Origin of the sequence: Bradyrhizobium sp. HKCCYLRH2060, assembly GCF_051168135.1 — a bacterium.
In the GTDB taxonomy this organism is placed as follows: domain Bacteria; phylum Pseudomonadota; class Alphaproteobacteria; order Rhizobiales; family Xanthobacteraceae; genus Bradyrhizobium.
This window is the reverse complement of sequence record NZ_JBNPUK010000027.1, coordinates 26,506-46,094: the sequence shown is the minus strand read 5'-3', so window position 1 is coordinate 46,094 and position 19,589 is coordinate 26,506. Positions and strand designations below refer to the sequence as shown.

Annotated in this window: 16 protein-coding genes; 13 read left to right on the top strand and 3 right to left on the bottom strand. The window is 67.5% G+C overall.

Annotated features, from left to right (window positions below):
* Positions 1–18: 18 nt before the first annotated feature.
* Complete coding sequence (locus ACQR10_RS32050; protein ID WP_316218385.1) at positions 19–1,515, top strand: AMP nucleosidase; 1,497 nt, start codon at positions 19–21, stop codon at positions 1,513–1,515.
* A gap of 20 nt (positions 1,516–1,535) precedes the next feature.
* Here the strand turns inward: ACQR10_RS32050 and ACQR10_RS32045 are convergent, their stop codons facing one another.
* Positions 1,536–1,859, bottom strand: coding sequence for a winged helix-turn-helix transcriptional regulator (locus ACQR10_RS32045; protein ID WP_409997925.1), 324 nt, complete (start codon positions 1,857–1,859; stop codon positions 1,536–1,538).
* A gap of 180 nt (positions 1,860–2,039) precedes the next feature.
* On the opposite strand from ACQR10_RS32045, the gene ACQR10_RS32040 reads away from it, so the two are divergent.
* Positions 2,040–3,158 (top strand): NADH:flavin oxidoreductase, encoded by a 1,119-nt coding sequence (locus tag ACQR10_RS32040; protein WP_316183240.1) that lies wholly within the window; start codon positions 2,040–2,042, stop codon positions 3,156–3,158.
* A gap of 107 nt (positions 3,159–3,265) precedes the next feature.
* Here the strand turns inward: ACQR10_RS32040 and ACQR10_RS32035 are convergent, their stop codons facing one another.
* Positions 3,266–4,429 (bottom strand): cytochrome P450, encoded by a 1,164-nt coding sequence (locus tag ACQR10_RS32035; RefSeq protein ID WP_316218321.1) that lies wholly within the window; start codon positions 4,427–4,429, stop codon positions 3,266–3,268.
* A 133-nt stretch (positions 4,430–4,562) separates the two neighbouring features.
* Between ACQR10_RS32035 and ACQR10_RS32030 the strand changes: the two genes are divergently transcribed.
* The 11 genes from ACQR10_RS32030 (at position 4,563) to ACQR10_RS31980 (ending at position 18,737) form a co-directional block, all read left to right on the top strand.
* A complete protein-coding gene (locus tag ACQR10_RS32030) occupies positions 4,563–5,483 on the top strand; it encodes a helix-turn-helix domain-containing protein (RefSeq protein ID WP_316218322.1) in 921 nt (306 codons plus the stop codon).
* A 171-nt stretch (positions 5,484–5,654) separates the two neighbouring features.
* Entirely contained in the window at positions 5,655–6,827 is a 1,173-nt protein-coding gene (gene pobA / locus ACQR10_RS32025; protein ID WP_316218323.1) for a 4-hydroxybenzoate 3-monooxygenase, read from the top strand.
* Between the two features lie 900 nt (positions 6,828–7,727).
* A complete protein-coding gene (locus ACQR10_RS32020) occupies positions 7,728–8,942 on the top strand; it encodes a sensor domain-containing diguanylate cyclase (protein WP_316218324.1) in 1,215 nt (404 codons plus the stop codon).
* A gap of 101 nt (positions 8,943–9,043) precedes the next feature.
* Positions 9,044–10,072, top strand: a complete 1,029-nt coding sequence (locus tag ACQR10_RS32015) for a LacI family DNA-binding transcriptional regulator (RefSeq protein ID WP_316218325.1) — start codon at positions 9,044–9,046, stop codon at positions 10,070–10,072.
* A 116-nt stretch (positions 10,073–10,188) separates the two neighbouring features.
* Positions 10,189–11,646 carry a xylulokinase gene (xylB, locus tag ACQR10_RS32010; protein ID WP_316218326.1) on the top strand — a complete coding sequence of 486 codons (1,458 nt, stop codon included), beginning with the start codon at positions 10,189–10,191 and terminating at the stop codon, positions 11,644–11,646.
* Positions 11,643–12,965: a xylose isomerase gene (gene xylA, locus ACQR10_RS32005; RefSeq protein WP_315802443.1), complete on the top strand. Its 1,323-nt coding sequence runs from the start codon at positions 11,643–11,645 to the stop codon at positions 12,963–12,965. Before xylB ends, xylA begins: the two co-directional genes overlap by 4 nt.
* Before the next feature lie 16 nt (positions 12,966–12,981).
* The gene (locus ACQR10_RS32000) at positions 12,982–13,767 is read left to right on the top strand and encodes an ATP-binding cassette domain-containing protein (protein ID WP_410051460.1); all 786 of its coding nucleotides are present in this window, start codon (positions 12,982–12,984) and stop codon (positions 13,765–13,767) included.
* Positions 13,767–14,864, top strand: coding sequence for an ABC transporter permease (locus tag ACQR10_RS31995; RefSeq protein ID WP_315802445.1), 1,098 nt, complete (start codon positions 13,767–13,769; stop codon positions 14,862–14,864). The genes ACQR10_RS32000 and ACQR10_RS31995 overlap by 1 nt, the downstream gene beginning before the upstream one ends.
* A gap of 82 nt (positions 14,865–14,946) precedes the next feature.
* Positions 14,947–15,882, top strand: a complete 936-nt coding sequence (locus ACQR10_RS31990) for a sugar-binding protein (protein WP_315802446.1) — start codon at positions 14,947–14,949, stop codon at positions 15,880–15,882.
* 131 nt (positions 15,883–16,013) lie between these two features.
* A complete protein-coding gene (locus tag ACQR10_RS31985; protein ID WP_316218327.1) occupies positions 16,014–16,892 on the top strand; it encodes a bifunctional helix-turn-helix transcriptional regulator/GNAT family N-acetyltransferase in 879 nt (292 codons plus the stop codon).
* Between the two features lie 297 nt (positions 16,893–17,189).
* Complete coding sequence (locus tag ACQR10_RS31980; RefSeq protein ID WP_316218328.1) at positions 17,190–18,737, top strand: L,D-transpeptidase; 1,548 nt, start codon at positions 17,190–17,192, stop codon at positions 18,735–18,737.
* Between the two features lie 56 nt (positions 18,738–18,793).
* Here the strand turns inward: ACQR10_RS31980 and ACQR10_RS31975 are convergent, their stop codons facing one another.
* Entirely contained in the window at positions 18,794–19,462 is a 669-nt protein-coding gene (locus ACQR10_RS31975; RefSeq protein ID WP_316218329.1) for a hypothetical protein, read from the bottom strand.
* Positions 19,463–19,589 lie beyond the last annotated feature (127 nt).

Below are 19,589 nucleotides of genomic sequence, written 5' to 3'. Positions count from 1 at the left end.
ACCATCGGCTTCAGCAAGATGAGGCCGCCCTTGACCGTGCAATCGCCGCAACCGTTCCCGACCGAAAGCTTCACCGACGCGGCCGCCGCGGTGGCCCGGCTCGAGGAGATCTACGAGCGCAACACGGCGTTCCTGCGCGGCCATTTCGAGGCCTATGCCAACGGCGTCGTGCCGGCGACACGGATCCGCGCCACCTATCCCTTCGTGCGGCTGACGACCGCAAGTCATGCCCGGCTCGACTCGCGTCTGGCCTATGGCTTCGTCGCAGGGCCCGGCGTGCACGAGACCAGCGTGACGCGGCCAGACCTGTTCCGTTCGTATCTCACCGAGCAGATCCGTCTGCTGGTGGAGAACCACGGCATGCCGGTCGAGATCGGCGAGTCGGCCGAGCCGATCCCGGTGCATTTCGCCTATCGCCGCGACATCAACATCGAGACGGCGCTTCCGCACCACGAGAGCCCGTTGGTGACGCGCTCGCTGCGCGACGTGTTCGACGCTCCGGATCTCGCGACCATGGACGATGCGATCGCCGACGGCACGCTCGAGCTGAAGCCCGGCATGCCGGAGCCGCTCTCGCTGTTCCGCGCCGCGCGCGTCGACTACTCGCTGCGTCGGCTCTATCACTACACCGGGACCGACCCGGACCATTTCCAGAATTTCGTGATCTTCACGAACTATCAGTTCTATGTCGACGCCTTCGCCGATTGGGGCCGCCAGCAGCTGGCGGCCGGGCAGGGGGCAGCCGAGGCCTTCGTCGAGCCGGGCAATGTGATCACGCGAACCGCGCGGCTCGGCGGCGGCACCACGGGCTCCTCGCCGTCGCGCACGCCACAGATGCCGGCGCTTCATCTGGTCGAGCCGGGCCATCAGGGGATCACGCTGATCAACATCGGAACCGGCCCGTCGAATGCGCGCAACGTCACTGACCACATTGCGGTGCTGCGGCCGCATGCCTGGCTGATGGTCGGCCACTGCGCGGGACTGCGCAACACTCAGCGGCTCGGCGACTACGTCCTCGCGCACGGCTACGTCCGCGAGGACCACGTGCTCGACCAGGAGCTGCCGCCCTGGGTGCCGATCCCCGCGCTGGCCGAGGTGCAGGTCGCGCTCGAAGAGGCCGTGGAGACGGTGACCGGCTATTCCGGCTTTGAGCTGAAGCGGGTGATGCGGACCGGCACGGTGGCCAGCGTCGATAACCGCAATTGGGAGATCTCCGGCCCTGGGGTGATCCGCCGCTTGTCGCAGTCGCGCGCCGTCGCGCTCGACATGGAGTCCGCCGCCATCGCCGCCAACGGCTATCGCTTCCGCGTGCCCTACGGCACCTTGCTCTGCGTCTCCGACAAGCCGCTGCATGGCGAGATCAAGCTCGCCGGCATGGCCGGCGACTTCTACCGGCAGCGCGTCGGCCAGCATCTCCAGATCGGGCTGAAGGCGCTGGAACTGCTGAAGCACCAGGAGTCGGAGCGGCTGCATTCGCGCAAGCTGCGCAGCTTCGCCGAAGTCGCCTTTCAGTAGCGGTCTGCGACCGCCGCCGATCAGCGGCCGCGGCGCTCGTCGAACGCCTGACGCGCCTGCTCGACCTCGGGCATCTTGGCGATGGTCCAGGCGTAGAGCGCGCGGAATGGCGGCTGCAGGGTCCGGCCGAGCGGCGTGATCTCGTACTGGACGGCAACGGGCGAGTCCGCGATTACCTCCCGCGCGACGAGGCCGTTGCGCTCGAGCCGGCGCAGGCATTGCGTCAGCGCCTTCTGGGTGACGCCCTCGAGCTGCTTCTTGACCGCGTTGAAGCGCAACGGCCCGCCGTCCAGCACGGCCAGCACCATCATCGACCATTTGTCGGCGATCTGGTCGATCAGCACCCGGCTCGGGCACTCCGACGAGAAGTGCTGCGGCTTGCAGCGGAGCGGGGCGGTCTCTGATGTCGACGCGACGGTCACGACGCGGTTTCCTCTGATATACCTGAGCGACTTCGGGTGCCTGATTGACTTCAGGTTTACGAAGTATACTGGAGCGGTTCCGAACGCAATGGAGCCCTCTGAATGTCCGACCTCGATACCAGCGTGCTGTTTCGTCCGTTTCGCCTGAAGTCGCTGGAGCTGAAGAACCGCATCGTCATGGCGCCGATGACCCGCAACGCGGCGCCGAATGGCGTTCCCGGCGAGGCCAATGCCGCTTATTACCGTCGCCGCGCCGAAGGCGGCGTGGGGCTGATCCTGACCGAGGGCACTGTCGTCAACCGCCCGGCCTCGCGCAACGAGCCCAATATTCCCTTCTTCCACGGTGACGCAGCCCTGGCCGGCTGGCGGAGCGTGGCGAGCGCCGTGCACGCGGCCGGCGGCCGCATCGCGCCACAGATATGGCACACCGGCTCGACCAAGGGCATGAGCCGCTGGGAGCCTGATGCGCCGGTCGAGAGCCCGTCCGGGCTGGTTGCGCCTGGCAAGCCGCGCGGCAACGCGATGACCGAGAACGACATCGCCGACACCGTCGCCGCATTCGCGCAGGCCGCGGCCGACGCCAAGCGCACGGGCTTCGACACCGTCGAGATCCACGGCGCCCACGGCTATCTGATCGACGAGTTCTTCTGGTCCGGCACCAACCAGCGCGAGGATCGCTATGGCGGCGCCAGCATCAAGGAGCGCTCGCGCTTCGCCGGCGAAATCGTCGCCGCGATCCGCAAGGCGGTGGGGCCGGATTTTCCGATCATCCTGCGCGTCAGCCAGTGGAAGCAGCAGGACTATGCGGCGCGCCTCGCCGAGACGCCGGCGCTGATGGCCGACTGGCTGCAGCCGCTGGTCGCGGCCGGCGTCGACATCCTGCACTGCTCGCAGCGCCGTTTCTGGGAGCCGGAATTCCCGGACGTCGACGGCGAGAAGGGCCTGAACTTCGCCGGCTGGGCCAAGAAGATCACGGGCGCCGCGACCATCAGCGTCGGCTCGGTCGGCCTGTCCGACGAGTTCTTCTCGGCGTTCGCCGGCAAGCCGTCGACGACAGCCGATCTCGATGCGCTGCTGGAGCGCATGGCCAAGGAGGAGTTCGACCTCATCGCGGTCGGCCGCGCGCTGATCAGCGATGCCGAATGGGTCGCCAAGATCAAGTCCGGCGACAAGGCGGGCCTGAAGGGCTTCAGCGCGGCGGATCTCGGCGCGCTGGTTTGAGCTCTGGTAAACCGGTTGGCGCCTCCCTCGCCCCGCGCAAGCGGGGCGAGGGAGCGTACCGTCCGCGAGGTGCGTGCTCGAGCCCGCCATCCCGTCCTTGCGACCGACTAATGAGCCGTCAGCTCCAGGTACATCGGGCTGCGGAAGGTCGATGACGGCATCCAGGGCAGCTGCTCCTGGGTGCGGCGATAGTCCGGCACGACCTTGTGCAGCTCGTCGAACGCGATCCTGATCGCCATGCGCGCGATCGCCGATCCCAGGCAGGCATGCACGCCGCCGCCGAAGCCGAGGTGGCCGCGCGGCTTGCGCGTGATGTCGTAGACGTCGGGATTGGGAAACTGCCGCTCGTCGCGATTGGCGGAGCCGTAGGCGAGGCAGACGAAATCGCCCTCGCGCATGGTCTGGCCGTGCAGGGTGAGATCCTTCTGCAGGCAGCGGCGGAAACGCTGCGCCGAGGTGTTGAAGCGCAGCGACTCCTCGACGGCGTCCGCCAGCAGATCGGGATTGGCGACGACCGCGCGGCGGGCGTCGTCGTGATCGGCGAGATTGTACGCCAGCATCGTCATGAAGCCGCCGAGAGACTCGATGCCGGCCATGATCAGCGTGGTCGTCGTCAGCAGCACCTCGCGCTCGTCGAGCTTGTCGCCGTCGATCTCGGCCATGCTGAAATGCGAGATCAGATCGTTCTGCGGCCGCGCGCGGCGCTCCGCGATGATGCCGGCCGCATAGTCCTGCATCCAGTTGTAGGCTGCGATGTGCTGCGGTCCCTTGGCGCGGCTCACCGGATCGCTCTGCACCATGAGCACCGCCTTGTCGCGCACCGTCTGCTCGTCGCCGAGCGGCAGGCCGAGCGCGGCGAACAGCACGCGCACGGTGAATTTCGAGGAGAACGCCTCGATAAAGTCGAACCGGTCCTGGCCGCGCAGCGCCTCGGCGCAGTCGCGCGCGATGTCGCGGATCGGGCCTGACAGGCTCTCCAGATTGCGCTTCATGAAGGCATGCTGGACGAGGCCACGCAGCCGGTCATGGCGCGGCGGATCGGTGGTGCCGAGCGTCGCGCCGGCGCGGTTCGGCAGCTCGGTCATCAGGTTGCCCTTAGCCGACGAATAGGTCTGCCAGTTCGTGCCCGCCGCTGCCACGTCGGCATAGCGCGACAGGATCCACATCTGGGCTTGCTGGCTCCAGAAGCAGGGGTGCTCGTCGCGCAGCGTCTTGTAGAACGGGAACGGGTCGGCATCGACCGCCGGCGAATACGGGTCGAACGTGAACATGTCGGGCCTCCTCTCCATTGAGTGTGGTCGTTGTTGTTCTTTTCACTGATCTAGCCGAGCCGTGGCCGCGGCGTGAGACACGAAAGCCGGTCAAGACTTGTACTTTTCCGACATTCGGGGTTAGCTCTCGCTCATGCCCCGCTTTCGCACCAAGCCGTCGATCCCGGCCTTCGCGCTGTACGGCGAAGCCTCCGCCGCGCAGCCGGACATGCTGCATGTCGAGCCGATCCAGGTGCGCAGCAAGCTGTATCGCTGGGAAATCGAGGCGCATACGCACCAGGGCCTGCATCAGATCCTCTGGGTCGCCTCCGGCCCGGCCGAGATCGCCTTGGACGAAAGCCGCGAGCGCTGCACCGGCCCGGTGGCGGTGATCATTCCGCCCGGCGTGGTCCATGCCTTCCGCTTCTCGCGCGAGACCGACGGCTACGTGCTGACCTTCAATCCGCGGGCGGTGGTGGAGGGCGACGTGCCGGCGACCGGCGAGGCGCTGCGCGACCTGTTTGCAACGCCGCAAATCCTGCATCTGGAGCCGCAAGCCGTTGCGACGGGCCGGATCGGCACGCTGTTCGTCGACCTCGCCGGCGAGTTCGCCGCAGCCGATTCCGCGGCCTCGCCGGTGCCGCACTGGCTCGGGCGCTCGATCGTGTGGCGGCTGGCGCAGCAGAGCGCGCGGCAGTCGCAAGGCGGGCGGCGCGGCAGCGGGCACGCGGATCTGTTCACCCGCTTCATCGTGCTGGTCGAGGCGCATCACCGCGATCACTGGTCGGTGGCGCGCTACGCCGACGAGCTCGGCATGACGCCGGAGCGGCTCAATCGGTTGACGCGGGCCGAGACCGGCCAGTCCGCGCTCGATATCGTGCATGCGCGTCTGGCCCGTGAGGCCTGTCGTCGGCTGACCTATATTGCAGCGCCGGTGTCGAAGCTGGCGTTCGAGCTCGGTTTCAAGGACCCGGCCTATTTCTGCCGCTTCTTCAAGCGCCACACCGGCGCGAGCCCGCGCGACTATCGGCGCGCAATGGGTGTCGGAGACGGCGCGGCGCCGCCGGCCGGCTGACCGGCGCCGCCCGATACCGCCGCCGCATTCGTTTTGCGTCGCGGCATGGTGTTGGAAAAGTACAAGAGAATGCCGCGTCCATCCAAGTGATCCTGCGCATTCCTTGCTAAAATCCGCGACTGCAAAGCATACCCAACAAACCTGCGTCTGCGAATCCGGGAGAACACGCCCATGAAAGTCCAAGTCTGCATCATCGGCGGAGGCCCGTCGGGGCTGATGCTGTCGCAGCTCCTGCATCTGCAGGGCATCGATACGATCATCCTGGAGAAATCCAGCCGCGACTACGTGCTGTCGCGCATCCGTGCCGGCGTGCTCGAGCACGGCTTTGCCGAGCTGATGCGCGAGGCGCAGTGCGGCGAGCGCATGGATCGCGAGGGCGAAATCCATCACGGCTTCTACATCGCCCATGACGGCAAGCTCGACCGCGTCGACCTGCACAAATATTCCGGCGGCAACTCGGTGATGGTCTACGGCCAGACCGAGCTGACGCGCGATCTCTACGAGGCCCGCGACAAGCTCGGCGGCAAGGTCGTGCACAACGCGGCCGATGTCACGCCGCACGACATCGCCTCCGACAAGCCCTACGTCACCTATCGCAGCGGCGAGGAGGTGATCCGCGTCGACTGCGACTACATCATCGGCGCCGACGGCTTTCATGGCGTCAGCCGCAAGTCCATCCCGCAGGACAAGCTCACGGAGTATGAGCGGGTGTATCCGTTCGGCTGGCTCGGCGTGCTGTCGCGCACCAAGCCGGTGTCGCCGGAGCTGATCTATGCCAAGCACGAGCGCGGCTTCGCGCTGTGCTCGCTGCGCTCCCAGGTGCTGAGCCGCTATTACGTCCAGGTGCCGCTCACCGACAAGGTCGAGGACTGGGGCGACGATGCGTTCTGGGAGGAGCTGAAGCGCCGTCTGCCCAATGAGATCGCGGCCAAGCTGATCACTGGCCCGTCGATCGAGAAGAGCATCGCGCCGCTGCGCAGCTTCGTCGCCGAGCCGATGCGCTACGGCCGGCTGTTCCTGGCCGGCGACGCCGCCCACATCGTGCCGCCGACCGGCGCGCGCGGGCTGAACTCGGCGGCGTCCGACATCTACTATCTCTATCATGCGCTGCTCGACCATTACAAAAAGGGCGACGACACCGGCATCGACGGCTACTCCAAGCGCGCGCTGGCGCGGATCTGGAAGGCGCAGCGCTTCTCGTGGTGGATGACGACGCTGCTGCATCGCTTCCCCGACCGGCTGTCCTACGACGACAGACTTCAGGACACCGAGCTCGCCTATCTGTTCTCGTCCGAGGCCGCGCAGCGGTCGCTGGCGGAGAACTATGTCGGACTGCCGTTCTGAGTGATGCCCGCGCTCCGTGCTTCGCCTGCGTTGATTGTGGCGCAAGCGCATCGGCAAAATCCGCTGTCGTCCCGGCCTTGAGCCGGGACCCATACCCGCCGGGAGCGGTTTGAGGCAGGCTGGCCACTGGCTTTGTGCCATTCACGTCGGCTGCGGCGGCGTATGGATCGCGGATCGGCGCCGTGCCGCGCTTTGCGCGTCGCGGCTTGTCCGGGACGACGGCTTTGGGCGGGGCGGTATTCACGGCTCAAACAGCGAAGCAGGCAAGAGAGACATGATATCTCGTTCTCGCGGCTCGTTACGCCCGAGGTCTGCGATCAACGTGTCCCTCTAAAATGAGAGGGCGCAGGGAATGCCGGGTGAAGGCCTCACCCATGGCCCGCCTGCGAAAAAAATGCAGGCGGCAGGTACCACAGGTGCAGCCGATCAACCGGCATTCCCTGCGCGGCAGTCTCACGCTTATACGCAGTCGCCCTGGTGCGCCGGGCTTGTTGGCCACCATCCCCACGCGAAGCAAAGCTTCGTCGCGGGTTAACACCAGCTTCGGGGTGTCAGGCCGCTGCGACTTCACGTCCGCAAGCGATCGTTCGTCCGCCCGCTCTCAACGAGCCTGCTGCGATCTCTCGCGGCCACCGCATCCCCGCCTCGCGTGTCGTGACGATCGCGCGCAACGCCCCTCTCGTTGAGGCGGGATGGCGGGAGATAATCACGAATTCGGATAAATGGCAAGATGATTATTTTTATCGGAAGATGGCGGCGGCTGGCCGGCCGATGGCAGGCAGGTCGGCCCTCGGGCGGTTCCCCCGCCGGACGTCGTGCTTCCTGTTAGGAATTTGCTCATTCTCCTCCTAAATCCGGCGTTAAGTCCCTCCGCGAGAAGCTGTCGGCGAGGAGTTGCCGATGTCAGCCCACCACCACGACGATGCCCGCCGCCTGGAAGCCCTTGCCGAACTCGACATCCTTGATACACCCAGCGAGCTCGCCTTCGACCGTCTCACCGGCCTGTGCCGGAAGGTCTTTGGCGTCCCGATGTCGACACTCACCCTCATCGACGGCCATCGCCAATGGTTCAAGGCGGCCACAGGGATGGCCGACCGTGAGGGCGAGCGGCGGCCCGCGCTGTGCAACTATGCCATTCAGGAAAGCGAGCCGCTGATCATCCCCGACACGCACCAGGATGCGCGGTTCGCGGACAACGTGCTCGTTCATGGCAAGCCCTTCATTCGATTCTACGCCGGTGCGCAGCTGCGCATCTCCGGCGTGAACGTCGGCACGCTATGCGCGATGGACACGGCGCCGCGCGAGTTCAGTGCGCACGATGTCGACATGCTGAAGGATCTCGCCGCGATCGCCGTCGACGAGCTGATGCTGCGCAAGCTGAGCATGCGCGACGCTCTCACCGGCGCGCTGTCGCGCCGCGCCTTTCACAACGAAGGCGAGCGGTTGCGGGCGCTGGCCGAGCGTCACGGCCACAAGCTGACATATGCGATGGTCGACATCGATCACTTCAAATCGGTGAACGACACTTACGGCCATGCCGTCGGCGATCTCGTTCTGTCCAGGCTGGTCGAGACCTGGCGGTCGGTGCTGCGGAGCTCCGACGTCATCGGCCGTCTCGGGGGCGAGGAGTTCGGCATCCTGCTGCCGCATACGGGCCTGCACGACGGGCTGGCGGTGCTGGAGAAGATGCGGTCGGCGGCTGCCGGCCTGTCGATCGACACGCCATGCGGACCGATCAGGGTCACCGCCAGCTTCGGCGCCGCGGATCTGACTTCCCGTCTGAGCTTCGATGCCATGCAGGAGCGGGCGGACATGGCGATGTACTCCGCCAAGAACAACGGCCGCAATCAGGTCATCGCCTGGGTGGAGGCGTCGCCCTCGATCGCGCCCGCGCTGCGCCGCGTGTTCAAGGCGGGACAGATCGCGTTCAACGCCGGACGGTCGACGTTCGACTGCACGGTCCGTGCACTGTCCGAACACGCGGCTGCACTGGACGTGATCTCGACGGCGGAGTTGCCGGAGCACTTCAAGCTCGCGATCGCCAGCGACGGCTTCTCACGCGCCTGTCGCATGACGGCGCGGTCCGACAAGCGGATCGAGGTCGCTTTCGTCTAGCTCCCTCGGGGCTTCCAGGCGCGGCCGGGCGGGCCGCCCCTCAAAAATGAGTTGCGCACCTCAAAAACCGCGTTATGGTCCTCAACCCAAAGGGGAGGACCATGAACGCGCCGCTGACATTGCGGGACATTGCGCGACAGGCGGGTGTGAGCCTCGCCACCGTCGACCGCGTGCTGCACAACCGGCCGGGCGTGCGCCCGGACACGGTGCGACGCGTCAAGGACGCCATGGCGCGTAGCGCGTTCCAGCCGCATGCGGCGGCCTCCGAGCTCGCCCGTGCCCGCGCGCGGCGCTTTGCCTTCGTGATGCCGTCCGGCATCAATCCCTTCATGCAGCAGATTCAGGCGCATCTCGGCGATCTGGCGAGCTGGATGGCCGCGCGCCGGCTCACGGTCGATGTCGTCACGACCGACGTGTTCGATGCCGCCGTGCTGGCCGCGAAGCTCGAGCAGCTCGTCGGTCAGATCGACGGGGTCGCGGTGGTGGCGCTCGATCATCCGGGCGTGCGCGCGGCGATCAACGATCTCGTCGAGTCCGGCGCCAAGGTGGTGACGCTGGTGTCGGACGTGCCATCGTCGCGGCGTCATCATTATGTCGGCATCGACAACATCGCCGCTGGTCGCACCGCGGGCGCGCTGGTCGGACGCTTCGCCGGCGGCAAGGCGGGGCGGGTCGCGATCATGGCCGGCTCGCAAGGCCTGCGCGATCATGCCGAACGCATCTTCGGCTTCGGCCAGGTTCTGGCGGCGGAGTTTCGGCAACTTGAGGTTTTGCCGGTCGCTGAGGGGCATGACGTGGACGATCGCTCAGAGCACCTCATGCGCAAGCTGCTGGCCGAGCATCGCGACATCGTCGGGCTCTACAATGTCGGCGCCGGCACGGCCGGCGTCGCCAAGGCGCTGACCGAGTCGGGGCGGGCCGACGACATCGTGTTCGTCGGCCACGACGTGACGGCACTGACGCGCAAGCTGCTGTTGAACGGCGTGATGGATGCGGCGATTTCGCAGAACCCGGGCCACGAGGCGCGCTCCGCGGTGCGCGTGCTGCTGGCGCTGGCGCGCGGCGAGCCGATCCTGAGCGAACAGGAGACGATCCGCATCGACATCGTGATGCGGGACAATCTGCCGTGAGCGGGCGGCCGCGGTGACGCGGTCGTTTGCGTACGGAACGAGAAAGACCGAGGTGCTGGTTTCGAGGCGACAGCAGATCGCCGAAGCGCCTGGCGGTCGGTGGGAGGAGTGGAGTCGTGTTTCTCGGACTGGATGTCGGCACATCCGGCGTGAAGGCCGTGCTGGAGGACGAGGCGGGCGCGCTGATCGCAAGCGCCGGGCGTCCGCTGGCGCTGTCGCATCCGCAGCCGCTGTGGTCCGAGCAGAACCCGGATCACTGGGTCGAGGCCGTCATCGGCGCGGTCGATGATCTCGCGCGGGCGCGTCCGCGCGAGACCGCTGCCGTCAGCGGCATCGGCCTGTCCGGCCAGATGCACGGCGCGACCTTGCTGAACCGCACCGGTCGGCCGCTGCGGCCGGCAATCCTGTGGAATGACGGCCGCTCGCAAGCCGAATGCGCCGAGCTCGAACGCCGCTGCCCCGAACTGCATGCGATCGCCGGCAACCTCGCGATGCCCGGCTTCACCGCGCCGAAGCTCGTCTGGGTGGCGAAGCACGAGCCGAGGATATTTGCCGAGGTCGCGAAAGTGCTGCTGCCGAAGGCCTATGTGCGCTATCGGCTGTCCGGCGAGATGGTCGAGGACATGTCGGATGCGGCGGGCACCCTGTGGCTCGACGTCGGCGCGCGGCGCTGGTCGGAGAAACTGCTGGCGGCAACCGGGCTCGGTCTCGATCACATGCCGCGCCTGGTCGAGGGCAATGAGCGCAGCGCCGTGTTGTCGCCCGAGCTGGCGCGGCGCTGGGGCATGGGCGCTGACGTCGTGATCGCGGGCGGCGCCGGCGACAACGCGGCGAGCGCGATCGGGCTCGGCGCCATCACGCCCGGCGATGCATTCCTGTCGCTCGGCACATCGGGCGTGCTGTTCCGGGTGACCGACCGCTTCGCGCCGGTGCCGGAAGCGGCCGTGCATGCGTTCTGCCATGCGCTCGGCGGTCTCTGGCATCAGATGGGCGTGATGCTGTCGGCCGCGGCCTCGCTGGCGTGGCTGGCGCGCATTCTCGAGACGCCGGAAGCCGCGCTGCTGGCGCCGCTCGGTATCAGCGTCGAACGTCCGAGCCCGGTGCAGTTCCTGCCTTATCTCGACGGCGAGCGCACGCCGCACAACGATGCCCATGCCGCCGGCGCCCTGGTCGGGCTGCGCAGCGCCGCCGGCCGCGCTGATCTCGTGCAGGCGGTGCTGGAGGGCGTGGCGTTCGCCTCACGCGACATGTTCGCCGCGCTCGCGCGCAGCGCGCAGCCGATCACAGAGCTCGATCTCGTCGGCGGCGGCTCGCGCTCTTTGTTGTGGGCGCAGATCATGGCCGACGTGCTCGGCGTCACCGTGCATCGCGTCGAGGAGGGCGAGGTCGGCGCCGCCATCGGTGCGTCCAGGCTCGGCCGTCTGGCCGCGACCGGCGAAGCCCCGGCCGATGTCTGCCGCAAGCCACAGCGGCTGCAGAGTTTCGAACCCCGCGCGCCGCAGCGCGCCGCCTACGACGACGCCTACGCGCAATGGCGCAAGCTCTATCCCGCTCTCAAGGAGTGCATCTCGTGAACGTCCAGGCTCCCTTCTTCCAGACCGGCGCGACCGTCAGCTATGTCGGGCCCGAGTCACGCAGCCCGCTGTCGTTCCGCTGGTACGACAAGGACCGTGTCATCCGGGGCAAGCGGATGGAGGATCATCTGCGCTTCGCGGTCTGCTACTGGCATTCGTTCTGCTGGCCGGGCAGCGATCCGTTCGGCGGCGAGACCTTCCTGCGGCCGTGGCAGCATGGCGACGATGCGCTGGCGATGGCGCGCGCCAAGGCCGATGTCGCGTTCGACTTGTTCCGGCTGCTCGACGTGCCGTTCTTCACCTTCCACGACGTCGACGCGGCGCCGGAAGGCGCGACGCTGAAGGAGTCGGTCGCCAATCTCAATGCGATCGGCGACCTGTTCGAGCAGAAGATGGCGTCTGCCAAGGTACGGCTGCTATGGGGCACGGCCAATCTGTTCTCGCACCGCCGCTACATGGCGGGCGCCGCGACCAATCCGGATCCCGATGTCTTCGCCTATGCCGCCGGGCAGGTGCGCGCCGCGCTCGAGCTGACGCACCGCCTCGGCGGCGCCAACTACGTGCTGTGGGGCGGCCGCGAGGGCTACGAGACCCTGCTCAACACCGACATGAAGCGCGAGCTCGACCAGCTAGGCCGCTTCGTCTCGCTCGTGGTCGAGCACAAGCACAAGATCGGCTTCAAGGGACCGCTGCTGATCGAGCCGAAGCCGAAGGAGCCGACCAAGCACCAGTATGATTTCGATGTCGCCACCTGCTACGGCTTCCTGCAGCGCTATGACCTGCTCGACGACGTCAAGCTCAACATCGAGCAGAACCACGCCATCCTCGCCGGCCATTCGTTCCAGCACGAGATCGCACTGGCGCAGGCGCTCGGCGTGTTCGGCTCGCTCGACATCAACCGCGGCGACGATCTCTTGGGCTGGGACACCGACCAGTTCGCGATGAACGTGCCGGAGCTGGCGCTGGTGTTCCACGACATGCTCAAGGCCGGCGGCTTCACCACCGGCGGGCTGAACTTCGATGCCAAGATCCGGCGGCAGTCGATCGATCCGGATGATCTGCTGCACGCCCATGTCGGCTCGATGGACGCCTGCGCGCGGGCGCTGATCGCGGCCGACGAGATGCTGACCGACAGTGCGCTGACGGCGCCGCTCGCAGCCCGCTACGCCGGCTGGGACGGCGAGGAGGGGCAGGCGATCCTCGCCGGCCGCCGCTCGCTTGCCGAACTCGCCGACCGCGCCGCCGACACCGGCCTCGATCCGCAGCCGCGCTCCGGCCGGCAGGAATATCTCGAAAGCGTGGTGAACCGCTATGTCTGACGACAGCAGCCTGCGCATGTCCACGAACGAGGCTGGGCGCGCCGCGATGAGCACCGCCGCGCAGCCGGTGCTGGAGCTGAAGGGCCTCGGCAAGCAGTTCGGCGCGATCCGCGCGCTGCAGGGCGTGGATCTGACAATCGGCGCCGGCGAGGTCGTCGGCCTGATGGGCGACAACGGCGCCGGCAAGTCCACCCTGGTGCGCATCATCGCCGGCAACTTTCCGCCGAGCCAGGGCGCCATCCATTTCGGCGGCCGCGAGGTGCATTTCCATCGCCCGATGGATTCGCGCAGCGTCGGCATCGAGGTCGTGTACCAGGACCTCGCGCTCGCCAACAATCTCACCGCCGCCGCCAACGTGTTTCTCGGCCGCGAGCTGAAACGCAATTTCGGTCCCCTCGTGCTGCTCGACCACAAGGGCATGGAGGCGCGCGCGCTGGAGCTGTTCCGCGAGCTGCGCTCCGAGACGCGGCCGCACGATCTCGTCAAGGACATGTCGGGCGGCCAGCGCCAGGCGGTGGCGATCGCGCGCACGCGGCTGTCGAACGCCAAGCTGGTGATGATGGACGAGCCGACCGCGGCGATCTCGGTGCGTCAGGTCGAGCAGGTGCTGAGCCTGATCCATCGCCTGAAGGAGCAGGGCATCGCGGTGATCCTGATCTCGCACCGCATGCCCGACATCTTCGCGGTCTGCGATCGCGTCGTGGTGATGCGCCGCGGCGAGAAGAAGGCCGACAAGCCGGTCGGCGAGACCAGCCCCGAGGAAGTGACCGCGCTGATCACCGGCGCCAAGGAGGCGGCGTGATGTCCGTTCCATCCGAGACCAGCTCCGCCGGCACCGACGTCACCTTCACCAATGTCGGCGCCATCAGATGGTGGCATCGCGGCGTGTTCGCCTCGCAGACGGCCTACGTCACGCTGGCGCTCATCGCCCTCATCATCGTGATGAGCTTCGCCAGTCCCTATTTCCTGACCGAAGGCAATCTGCAGAACGTCGCCAAGAACTTCTCCTTCATCGCCATCGCGACGCTCGGCATCACCTTCGTGATCATCACCGGCGGCATCGACCTGTCGGTCGGCTCGATGATGTGCTTCGCGGCGATGATCACCTCGATGGTGATGACGACGCTGTCGACGCCGGGCATGCCGCTGTCCTCGCTGTTCGTGCATCTCGCCGCGGACGGCAAGACCGTGGTCGCCAACGTGCCCGGCCTGATCCTGATCGTCTCGGTGTTGGCCGGCCTTGCGGTCTCGCTGGTCGTCGGCCTCATCAACGGCGTCTGCATCGCCTTGCTCGGGCTGTCGCCGTTCGTGACCACGCTCGGCATGCTCTCGATCGTGCGCGGCCTGAGCTACGTGATCTCGAACGGCAAGGGCAGCTTCCCCGGCGGGCCGGACGCCGATTATTTCTACGCGCTGACGCAGGGTGACGTGTACGGCGTGCCGGCGCCCTTCATCTATCTGATGGCGCTGGCGCTGGTGATGGCGCTGGTGCTGCACCACACCGCGTTCGGCCGCCACGTGTTCGCGATCGGCGGCAACGAGAAGGCCGCGGAGCTCACCGGCGTCTCCGTGCCCCGCGTGAAGATCGAGGTCTATGTGATCGGCGCGCTGGCCGCCGGCCTGCAGGGCATCATCATCTCCGGCTGGCTCGGCTCGGCGCCTGCCAACATGGCAACGTCCTACGAGCTCAACGTGATCGCGGCGGCCGTGATCGGCGGCGCCAACCTCGCCGGCGGCCTCGGCGGCCCGCTCGGCGCCATCGTCGGCTGCGTCCTGCTCGAGGTGATCCGGAACGGGCTGGTGCTGGCGCAGGTCAACTCCTACTGGCAGCAGACCCTGGTCGGCGTGATCATCATCGCCGCCGTGCTGGTCGACCGCATCCGCGCCCGCCTGCTGTGACGAAGACTGGCCGGGATGACAATCACGTCTATCCTCACCCGGAACAGACAATCATCAGGGATAGACATGGAGGAGGGAACCCATGAAGAAGCTGCTCTTTGCGGTCGCGTCGCTCGCGATCATGCTGGCCCCGGCGCAGGCCGAGACCAAGTACCGCTTCGCCATCGTGCCGAAGGCGATGAACAACCCGTTCTTCGACGTCGCGCGCGACGGCTGTTTGAAGCGCGCCAAGGAGCTCGGCAATGTCGAGTGCATCTACAAGGGCCCGGTCGAGCACGAGCCGGCCACGCAGGCGCAGATCATCCAGGACTTCATCACCCAGAAGGTCGACGGCCTCGCCATCTCGGTCGCCGACGTTCCATCGATGACGAAATCGATCGAGGCGGCGACCGCCGCCGGCATTCCCGTCATCACTTTCGACGCCGATGCGCCGGGCTCCAAGCGCCTCGCCTATATCGGCACCAACAACAAGGACTTCGGCCTCGCGCTCGGCAAGCAGCTGCGGGAGCTCCGGCCTGACGGCGGCAAGTACGCCATCGTCTCCGGCGGTCCCGGCGCCAAGAACCTCGCCGAGCGTGTCGACGGCGTGCGCGAGGCGCTGAAGGGCTCGAAGTGGACGGAAGTGGCCGGTTCGCCGACCTTCTGCAACGACGATCCCGCGCTCGCCGTGCAGCAGATGGCCGACCTGCGCACCGCGACGCCCGATCTCGGCGCCATCGTGCCGATCGGCGGCTGGCCGATGTTCGCACCCGAAGGCTACAAGGCCTTCGTCAACAAGAACAAGAAGGACATCGACGCCGGCAAGCTGACGCTGGTCGTTGCCGATACGCTGAAGATGCAGCTCGAGCTGCTGCGCGACGGCTATTCCAACGCGCTGACCGGCCAGCGTCCGTTCGAGATGGGCGAGAAGGCGATGGACACGCTGCTCGCGATCAAGAAGGGCGAGAAGGTGCCGGAGGTGATCTACACCGGCCTCGACCTCGTCACCAAGGACAACGTCGCCAAGCTTCTGAACTGAGTTCCTCCCGGGGAAAACCTGGCGGTCCGGCATCCGGCCTCGGCCGGCGGCTGGGCCGCCCTTTTTTGTTTGAGGGCGGCGTGATTGTCTCCGCGTTGACATCGCGAGATATCTGACTTAAGTCAGATATCATGCTCGACCCCGTCTCCCGCGTCCGCCGCTTCAACCGCGCCGTCACCTCGGAGGTCGGCGCGCTCGATACCTCGTTTCTCGGGCGCGGTCGGCCGCTCGGCGCGGCCCGCGTGCTCAACGCGATCGGCCATGGCCGCAGCGACGTGGCCGAGCTGCGCGACTATCTCGCGCTCGATTCCGGGCTGATGAGCCGGCTGCTGCGCGGCCTGGAGGAGGAGGGGCTGGTAACGACCCGGCCGCATCCCGACGACGCGCGCCGCCGCGTCGCCAGGCTCACGGCCGCCGGCCGGCGCGAATTCGACGCCTATGAGACTCTCTCCAATGCCCAGGCGGAATCGATGCTGGCGCGCCATGGCCAGCCCCAGGCGTTGCTTGCCGCGATGGACATGGTCGCGGCCGCGCTCGGGCGTAGCCGCATCACCATCGAGGAGACCGATCCCAGGAGCGAGCAGGCGCGCTACTGCCTCGGCGAATACTACGCCGAGCTGTCACGCCGTTTCGAGCGCGGCTTCGATGTTTCGCTGTCGCGCGATCCCGACGCCTTGGACATGATGGCGCCGCGCGGCGCCTTCTTCGTCGCGTTGTCGGACGGCCTGCCGCTCGGCTGCGTCGGGCTGAAGGGCAGCGGCGGCGATGCCGCCGAGATCAAGCGGCTCTGGGTCGCGCCCGCCGCGCGCGGCCTCGGCCTCGGCCGCCGCCTGATGGATGCGGCCGAAGCGGCTGCCCGCAAGCTCTCGATCAGCCTTCTTCGCCTCGACACCAACAGCGCGCTCGCCGAGGCCATGCAGCTCTATCGCCGCACCGGCTGGACCGAGATCGACCGCTTCAACGACGACCCCTATCCGGACTTGTTCTTCGAGAAGCGGATTTCAGATTGATCTCGCGGCGCCTGCGCCTCGCGGTTCTCCAGGCCGAGCCACGGACCCGATCGCCCTGTTCGGCGTTAAGCGATGGGCAACCGGTGGGGTGGTGGAATGCGGGTCTTGGGGGCGTGCGACGGAAGGGCGCGTCTTGAGTCCGATTCGTTGCCCGATCCTGCCCCAATTGCGGCGAGCGGAATGTCGATGACATCAGGACGCGCCTTCGCCTCACTTCACCCCAAGACATGATCGAGCGTATAGATCGTCCTGCGCCGATCGCGCCGGCGGAACAGCAATGACGATTCGGGAAACAGCATGGTGACACGATCCACGGCGGCTCAGAACCTTGCAGCGATGCGGCGTCGGGGAGCGCTCCTGACGACTCTCGCGGCTGCCACCGTGCTGGCGCTGGCCGGATCCGAGGCCGGTGCACGGCAGGCGCGTCCGGCGCCGGTGACCGAGGCGACGGCGCCGCGCGCGCATGGCGATCCGATCATGGCGATCGTGTCCATCAAGGCGCAGAAGGTGACGTTCTACGACGCCGATGGCTGGATCTGGCGCGCGCCGGTCTCGACCGGCGTCTCCGGCCGCGAGACGCCGGCCGGCGTGTTCGCCATCATCGAGAAGGACAAGGACCACCACTCGACGCTCTACGACGATGCCTGGATGCCGAACATGCAGCGCATCACCTGGAATGGTGTGGCGCTGCACGGCGGGCCGCTGCCCGGCTATGCCGCCTCGCATGGCTGCGTCCGCATGCCCTATGGTTTTGCCGAGAAGCTGTTCGACCGGACGTGGATCGGCATGCGGGTGATCATCGCGCCGGGTGACCCGGCGCCGGTCGAGTTCTCCCATCCCGCCTTGTTCGTACCGAATGCGCAGGCGCTCGCCGCGGTGCCGTCGCGGGCCGCGACGCTTGGCCACGAAGCCGAGGACGCCGCCAAGAGCGCCGACGAGGCCAAGGCGGCGGCCGCCGCGGCCGAGCGCGAGGCCAAGGCGCTGAAGACGTCCTTGCGCAAGCTGGAGCAGGCCAAGGCACGCGCCGAGGCCGAGCTCAAATTCGCCGACAGGAAGCTGGCTGCCGCCAAGACCGATCAGGCCAGGACGCTGGCCGAGGATGCGAAGCAGAAGGCCGCCGCCAAGGCGACCGACGCGGCAGCGCAGCTCGAGGCCGCGAAGTCGGACGCGACCGTGAAGCTCGCAGCGGCGACCTCGACCAAGGACGCCGCCAAGGCGGCGGCGGCCAGGAAGACCGAGACGAGCAAGGCCGCGACCGACGCCAGGCTCGCGACCGAGCCGGTCTCGGTCTATATCAGCCGGTCGACGCAGATGCTCTATGTCAGGCGCAACACGCACAAGCCGGCCCCCGATGGCGGCGGCGAGGTGTTCGACACCTCGATCGAGGCCCCGGTGACCATCCGTGATCCCGAACGGCCGATCGGAACGCATGTGTTCACCGCGGTGGCGCAGGACGGCGCGGGGCTGCGCTGGACGGCGGTGACCATCGACGACGGCGACACCGCCAAGGACGCGCTCGACCGCATCACCATTCCGAAGGACGTGCTCGACCGCATCGCGCCGACGGCGGTGCCGCGCTCCTCGATCATCGTCTCGGACGAGCCGCTGTCGAGCGAGACCAACTACCGGACCGAGTTCGTGGCGGTGCTGAGCAACCAGCCGCAGGGCGGCTTCATCACGCGGCGGCCGACGACCAATGCCGATGTCGTCGCCAGCGGGGACGAATATGACGACGGCTTCGGCAGCTTCTTCCAGCGCAGCTGGGATGGCCAGCCCGTCGCGGCTCCGCGTCGTCGCGGGCCGCCTCCGACCTACTACCGGCCGGTGCAGCCGGGCTGGTGGTGACCAGCCGGGCTGATGCCTGACCGCGATTCGCGGGTCAGGCCGGTTGGCACTTCAAATCAGTTGCGGCCCGCGGGGAGGACGCCGGGCCATTGCATCAGGAACGGCTGCGGCTCGTGCTGCGCCTCGGTCGCGCGCGCGACGCGCCTGACACGGTGTGGCCTGCGGGAGATCGAGCTGGTCGCTTCGCGCGCGGTCTCGATGCGCGCCAACTGCTGACGCATCTCGCCGGTGGAAGTCCGGAGCTGCTCGATGGACATGTCACTGTTCGCGGCGGCGGTGCGCAGCCCGCTCAGCTCGGTCGCCGCATCGTCCTGGGCGCCGCGGAGGCGGACCGCCTGGCGCTTCAGCAGCGCGAGATCGGACTCGATCTTGTCGGCCGTATCGCGGCGGCGCGCCTCGGTCTCGTCGGCGGCGGTGCGCAGAGTGGCCAGGCCGGTCTCGGTCGTGGTGAGGCTGGCGCGCAATTGCATGAGCTCGCCGGAGGTGTCGCTCTGGCGGTCGCGCAACTGGGCGGTCTCGGCCTTGAGCTGCGCCAGCTCCGATGTCAGCGTGGCGACGCGGGTCTCGAGCGAAGGCGCTCCGTTACCGAAGGAGAAGCTGTTGGCGCCGCCGCTGCTCCACCACATCGCGCCGGCGCTGGCAACGAGCGCCAGGCTCAGGACAATTCGTAGAGAGGCCGTGCCGCTGCTCGGCGGGGCGTCCGGCGTCTTGGTGGATCTGCGCATCGACGGGGTCTCCGGGATTTGATGGAGACAATTATGATCATATTAAGGTTGCCAATGTTCTAAGCGCGCCGCGCCGGTGGAACATTTCATCCACGTAGTTTTGCGGAATGCGGTCCCGGCGCCGAGC

What these genes read in the sequence shown, in the direction of transcription:
- ACQR10_RS32050 (WP_316218385.1), top strand. Translation starts at nt 19, where the DNA reads ATGAGGCCGCCCTTGACCGTGCAATCGCCGCAACCGTTCCCGACCGAA.
- ACQR10_RS32040 (WP_316183240.1), top strand. Translation starts at nt 2,040, where the DNA reads ATGTCCGACCTCGATACCAGCGTGCTGTTTCGTCCGTTTCGCCTGAAG.
- ACQR10_RS32035 (WP_316218321.1), bottom strand. Translation starts at nt 4,429, where the DNA reads ATGTTCACGTTCGACCCGTATTCGCCGGCGGTCGATGCCGACCCGTTC.
- ACQR10_RS32030 (WP_316218322.1), top strand. Translation starts at nt 4,563, where the DNA reads ATGCCCCGCTTTCGCACCAAGCCGTCGATCCCGGCCTTCGCGCTGTAC.
- pobA (WP_316218323.1), top strand. Translation starts at nt 5,655, where the DNA reads ATGAAAGTCCAAGTCTGCATCATCGGCGGAGGCCCGTCGGGGCTGATG.
- ACQR10_RS32020 (WP_316218324.1), top strand. Translation starts at nt 7,728, where the DNA reads ATGTCAGCCCACCACCACGACGATGCCCGCCGCCTGGAAGCCCTTGCC.
- ACQR10_RS32015 (WP_316218325.1), top strand. Translation starts at nt 9,044, where the DNA reads ATGAACGCGCCGCTGACATTGCGGGACATTGCGCGACAGGCGGGTGTG.
- ACQR10_RS32000 (WP_410051460.1), top strand. Translation starts at nt 12,982, where the DNA reads ATGTCCACGAACGAGGCTGGGCGCGCCGCGATGAGCACCGCCGCGCAG.
- ACQR10_RS31995 (WP_315802445.1), top strand. Translation starts at nt 13,767, where the DNA reads ATGTCCGTTCCATCCGAGACCAGCTCCGCCGGCACCGACGTCACCTTC.
- ACQR10_RS31990 (WP_315802446.1), top strand. Translation starts at nt 14,947, where the DNA reads ATGAAGAAGCTGCTCTTTGCGGTCGCGTCGCTCGCGATCATGCTGGCC.
- ACQR10_RS31985 (WP_316218327.1), top strand. Translation starts at nt 16,014, where the DNA reads ATGCTCGACCCCGTCTCCCGCGTCCGCCGCTTCAACCGCGCCGTCACC.
- ACQR10_RS31980 (WP_316218328.1), top strand. Translation starts at nt 17,190, where the DNA reads ATGGTGACACGATCCACGGCGGCTCAGAACCTTGCAGCGATGCGGCGT.
- ACQR10_RS31975 (WP_316218329.1), bottom strand. Translation starts at nt 19,462, where the DNA reads ATGCGCAGATCCACCAAGACGCCGGACGCCCCGCCGAGCAGCGGCACG.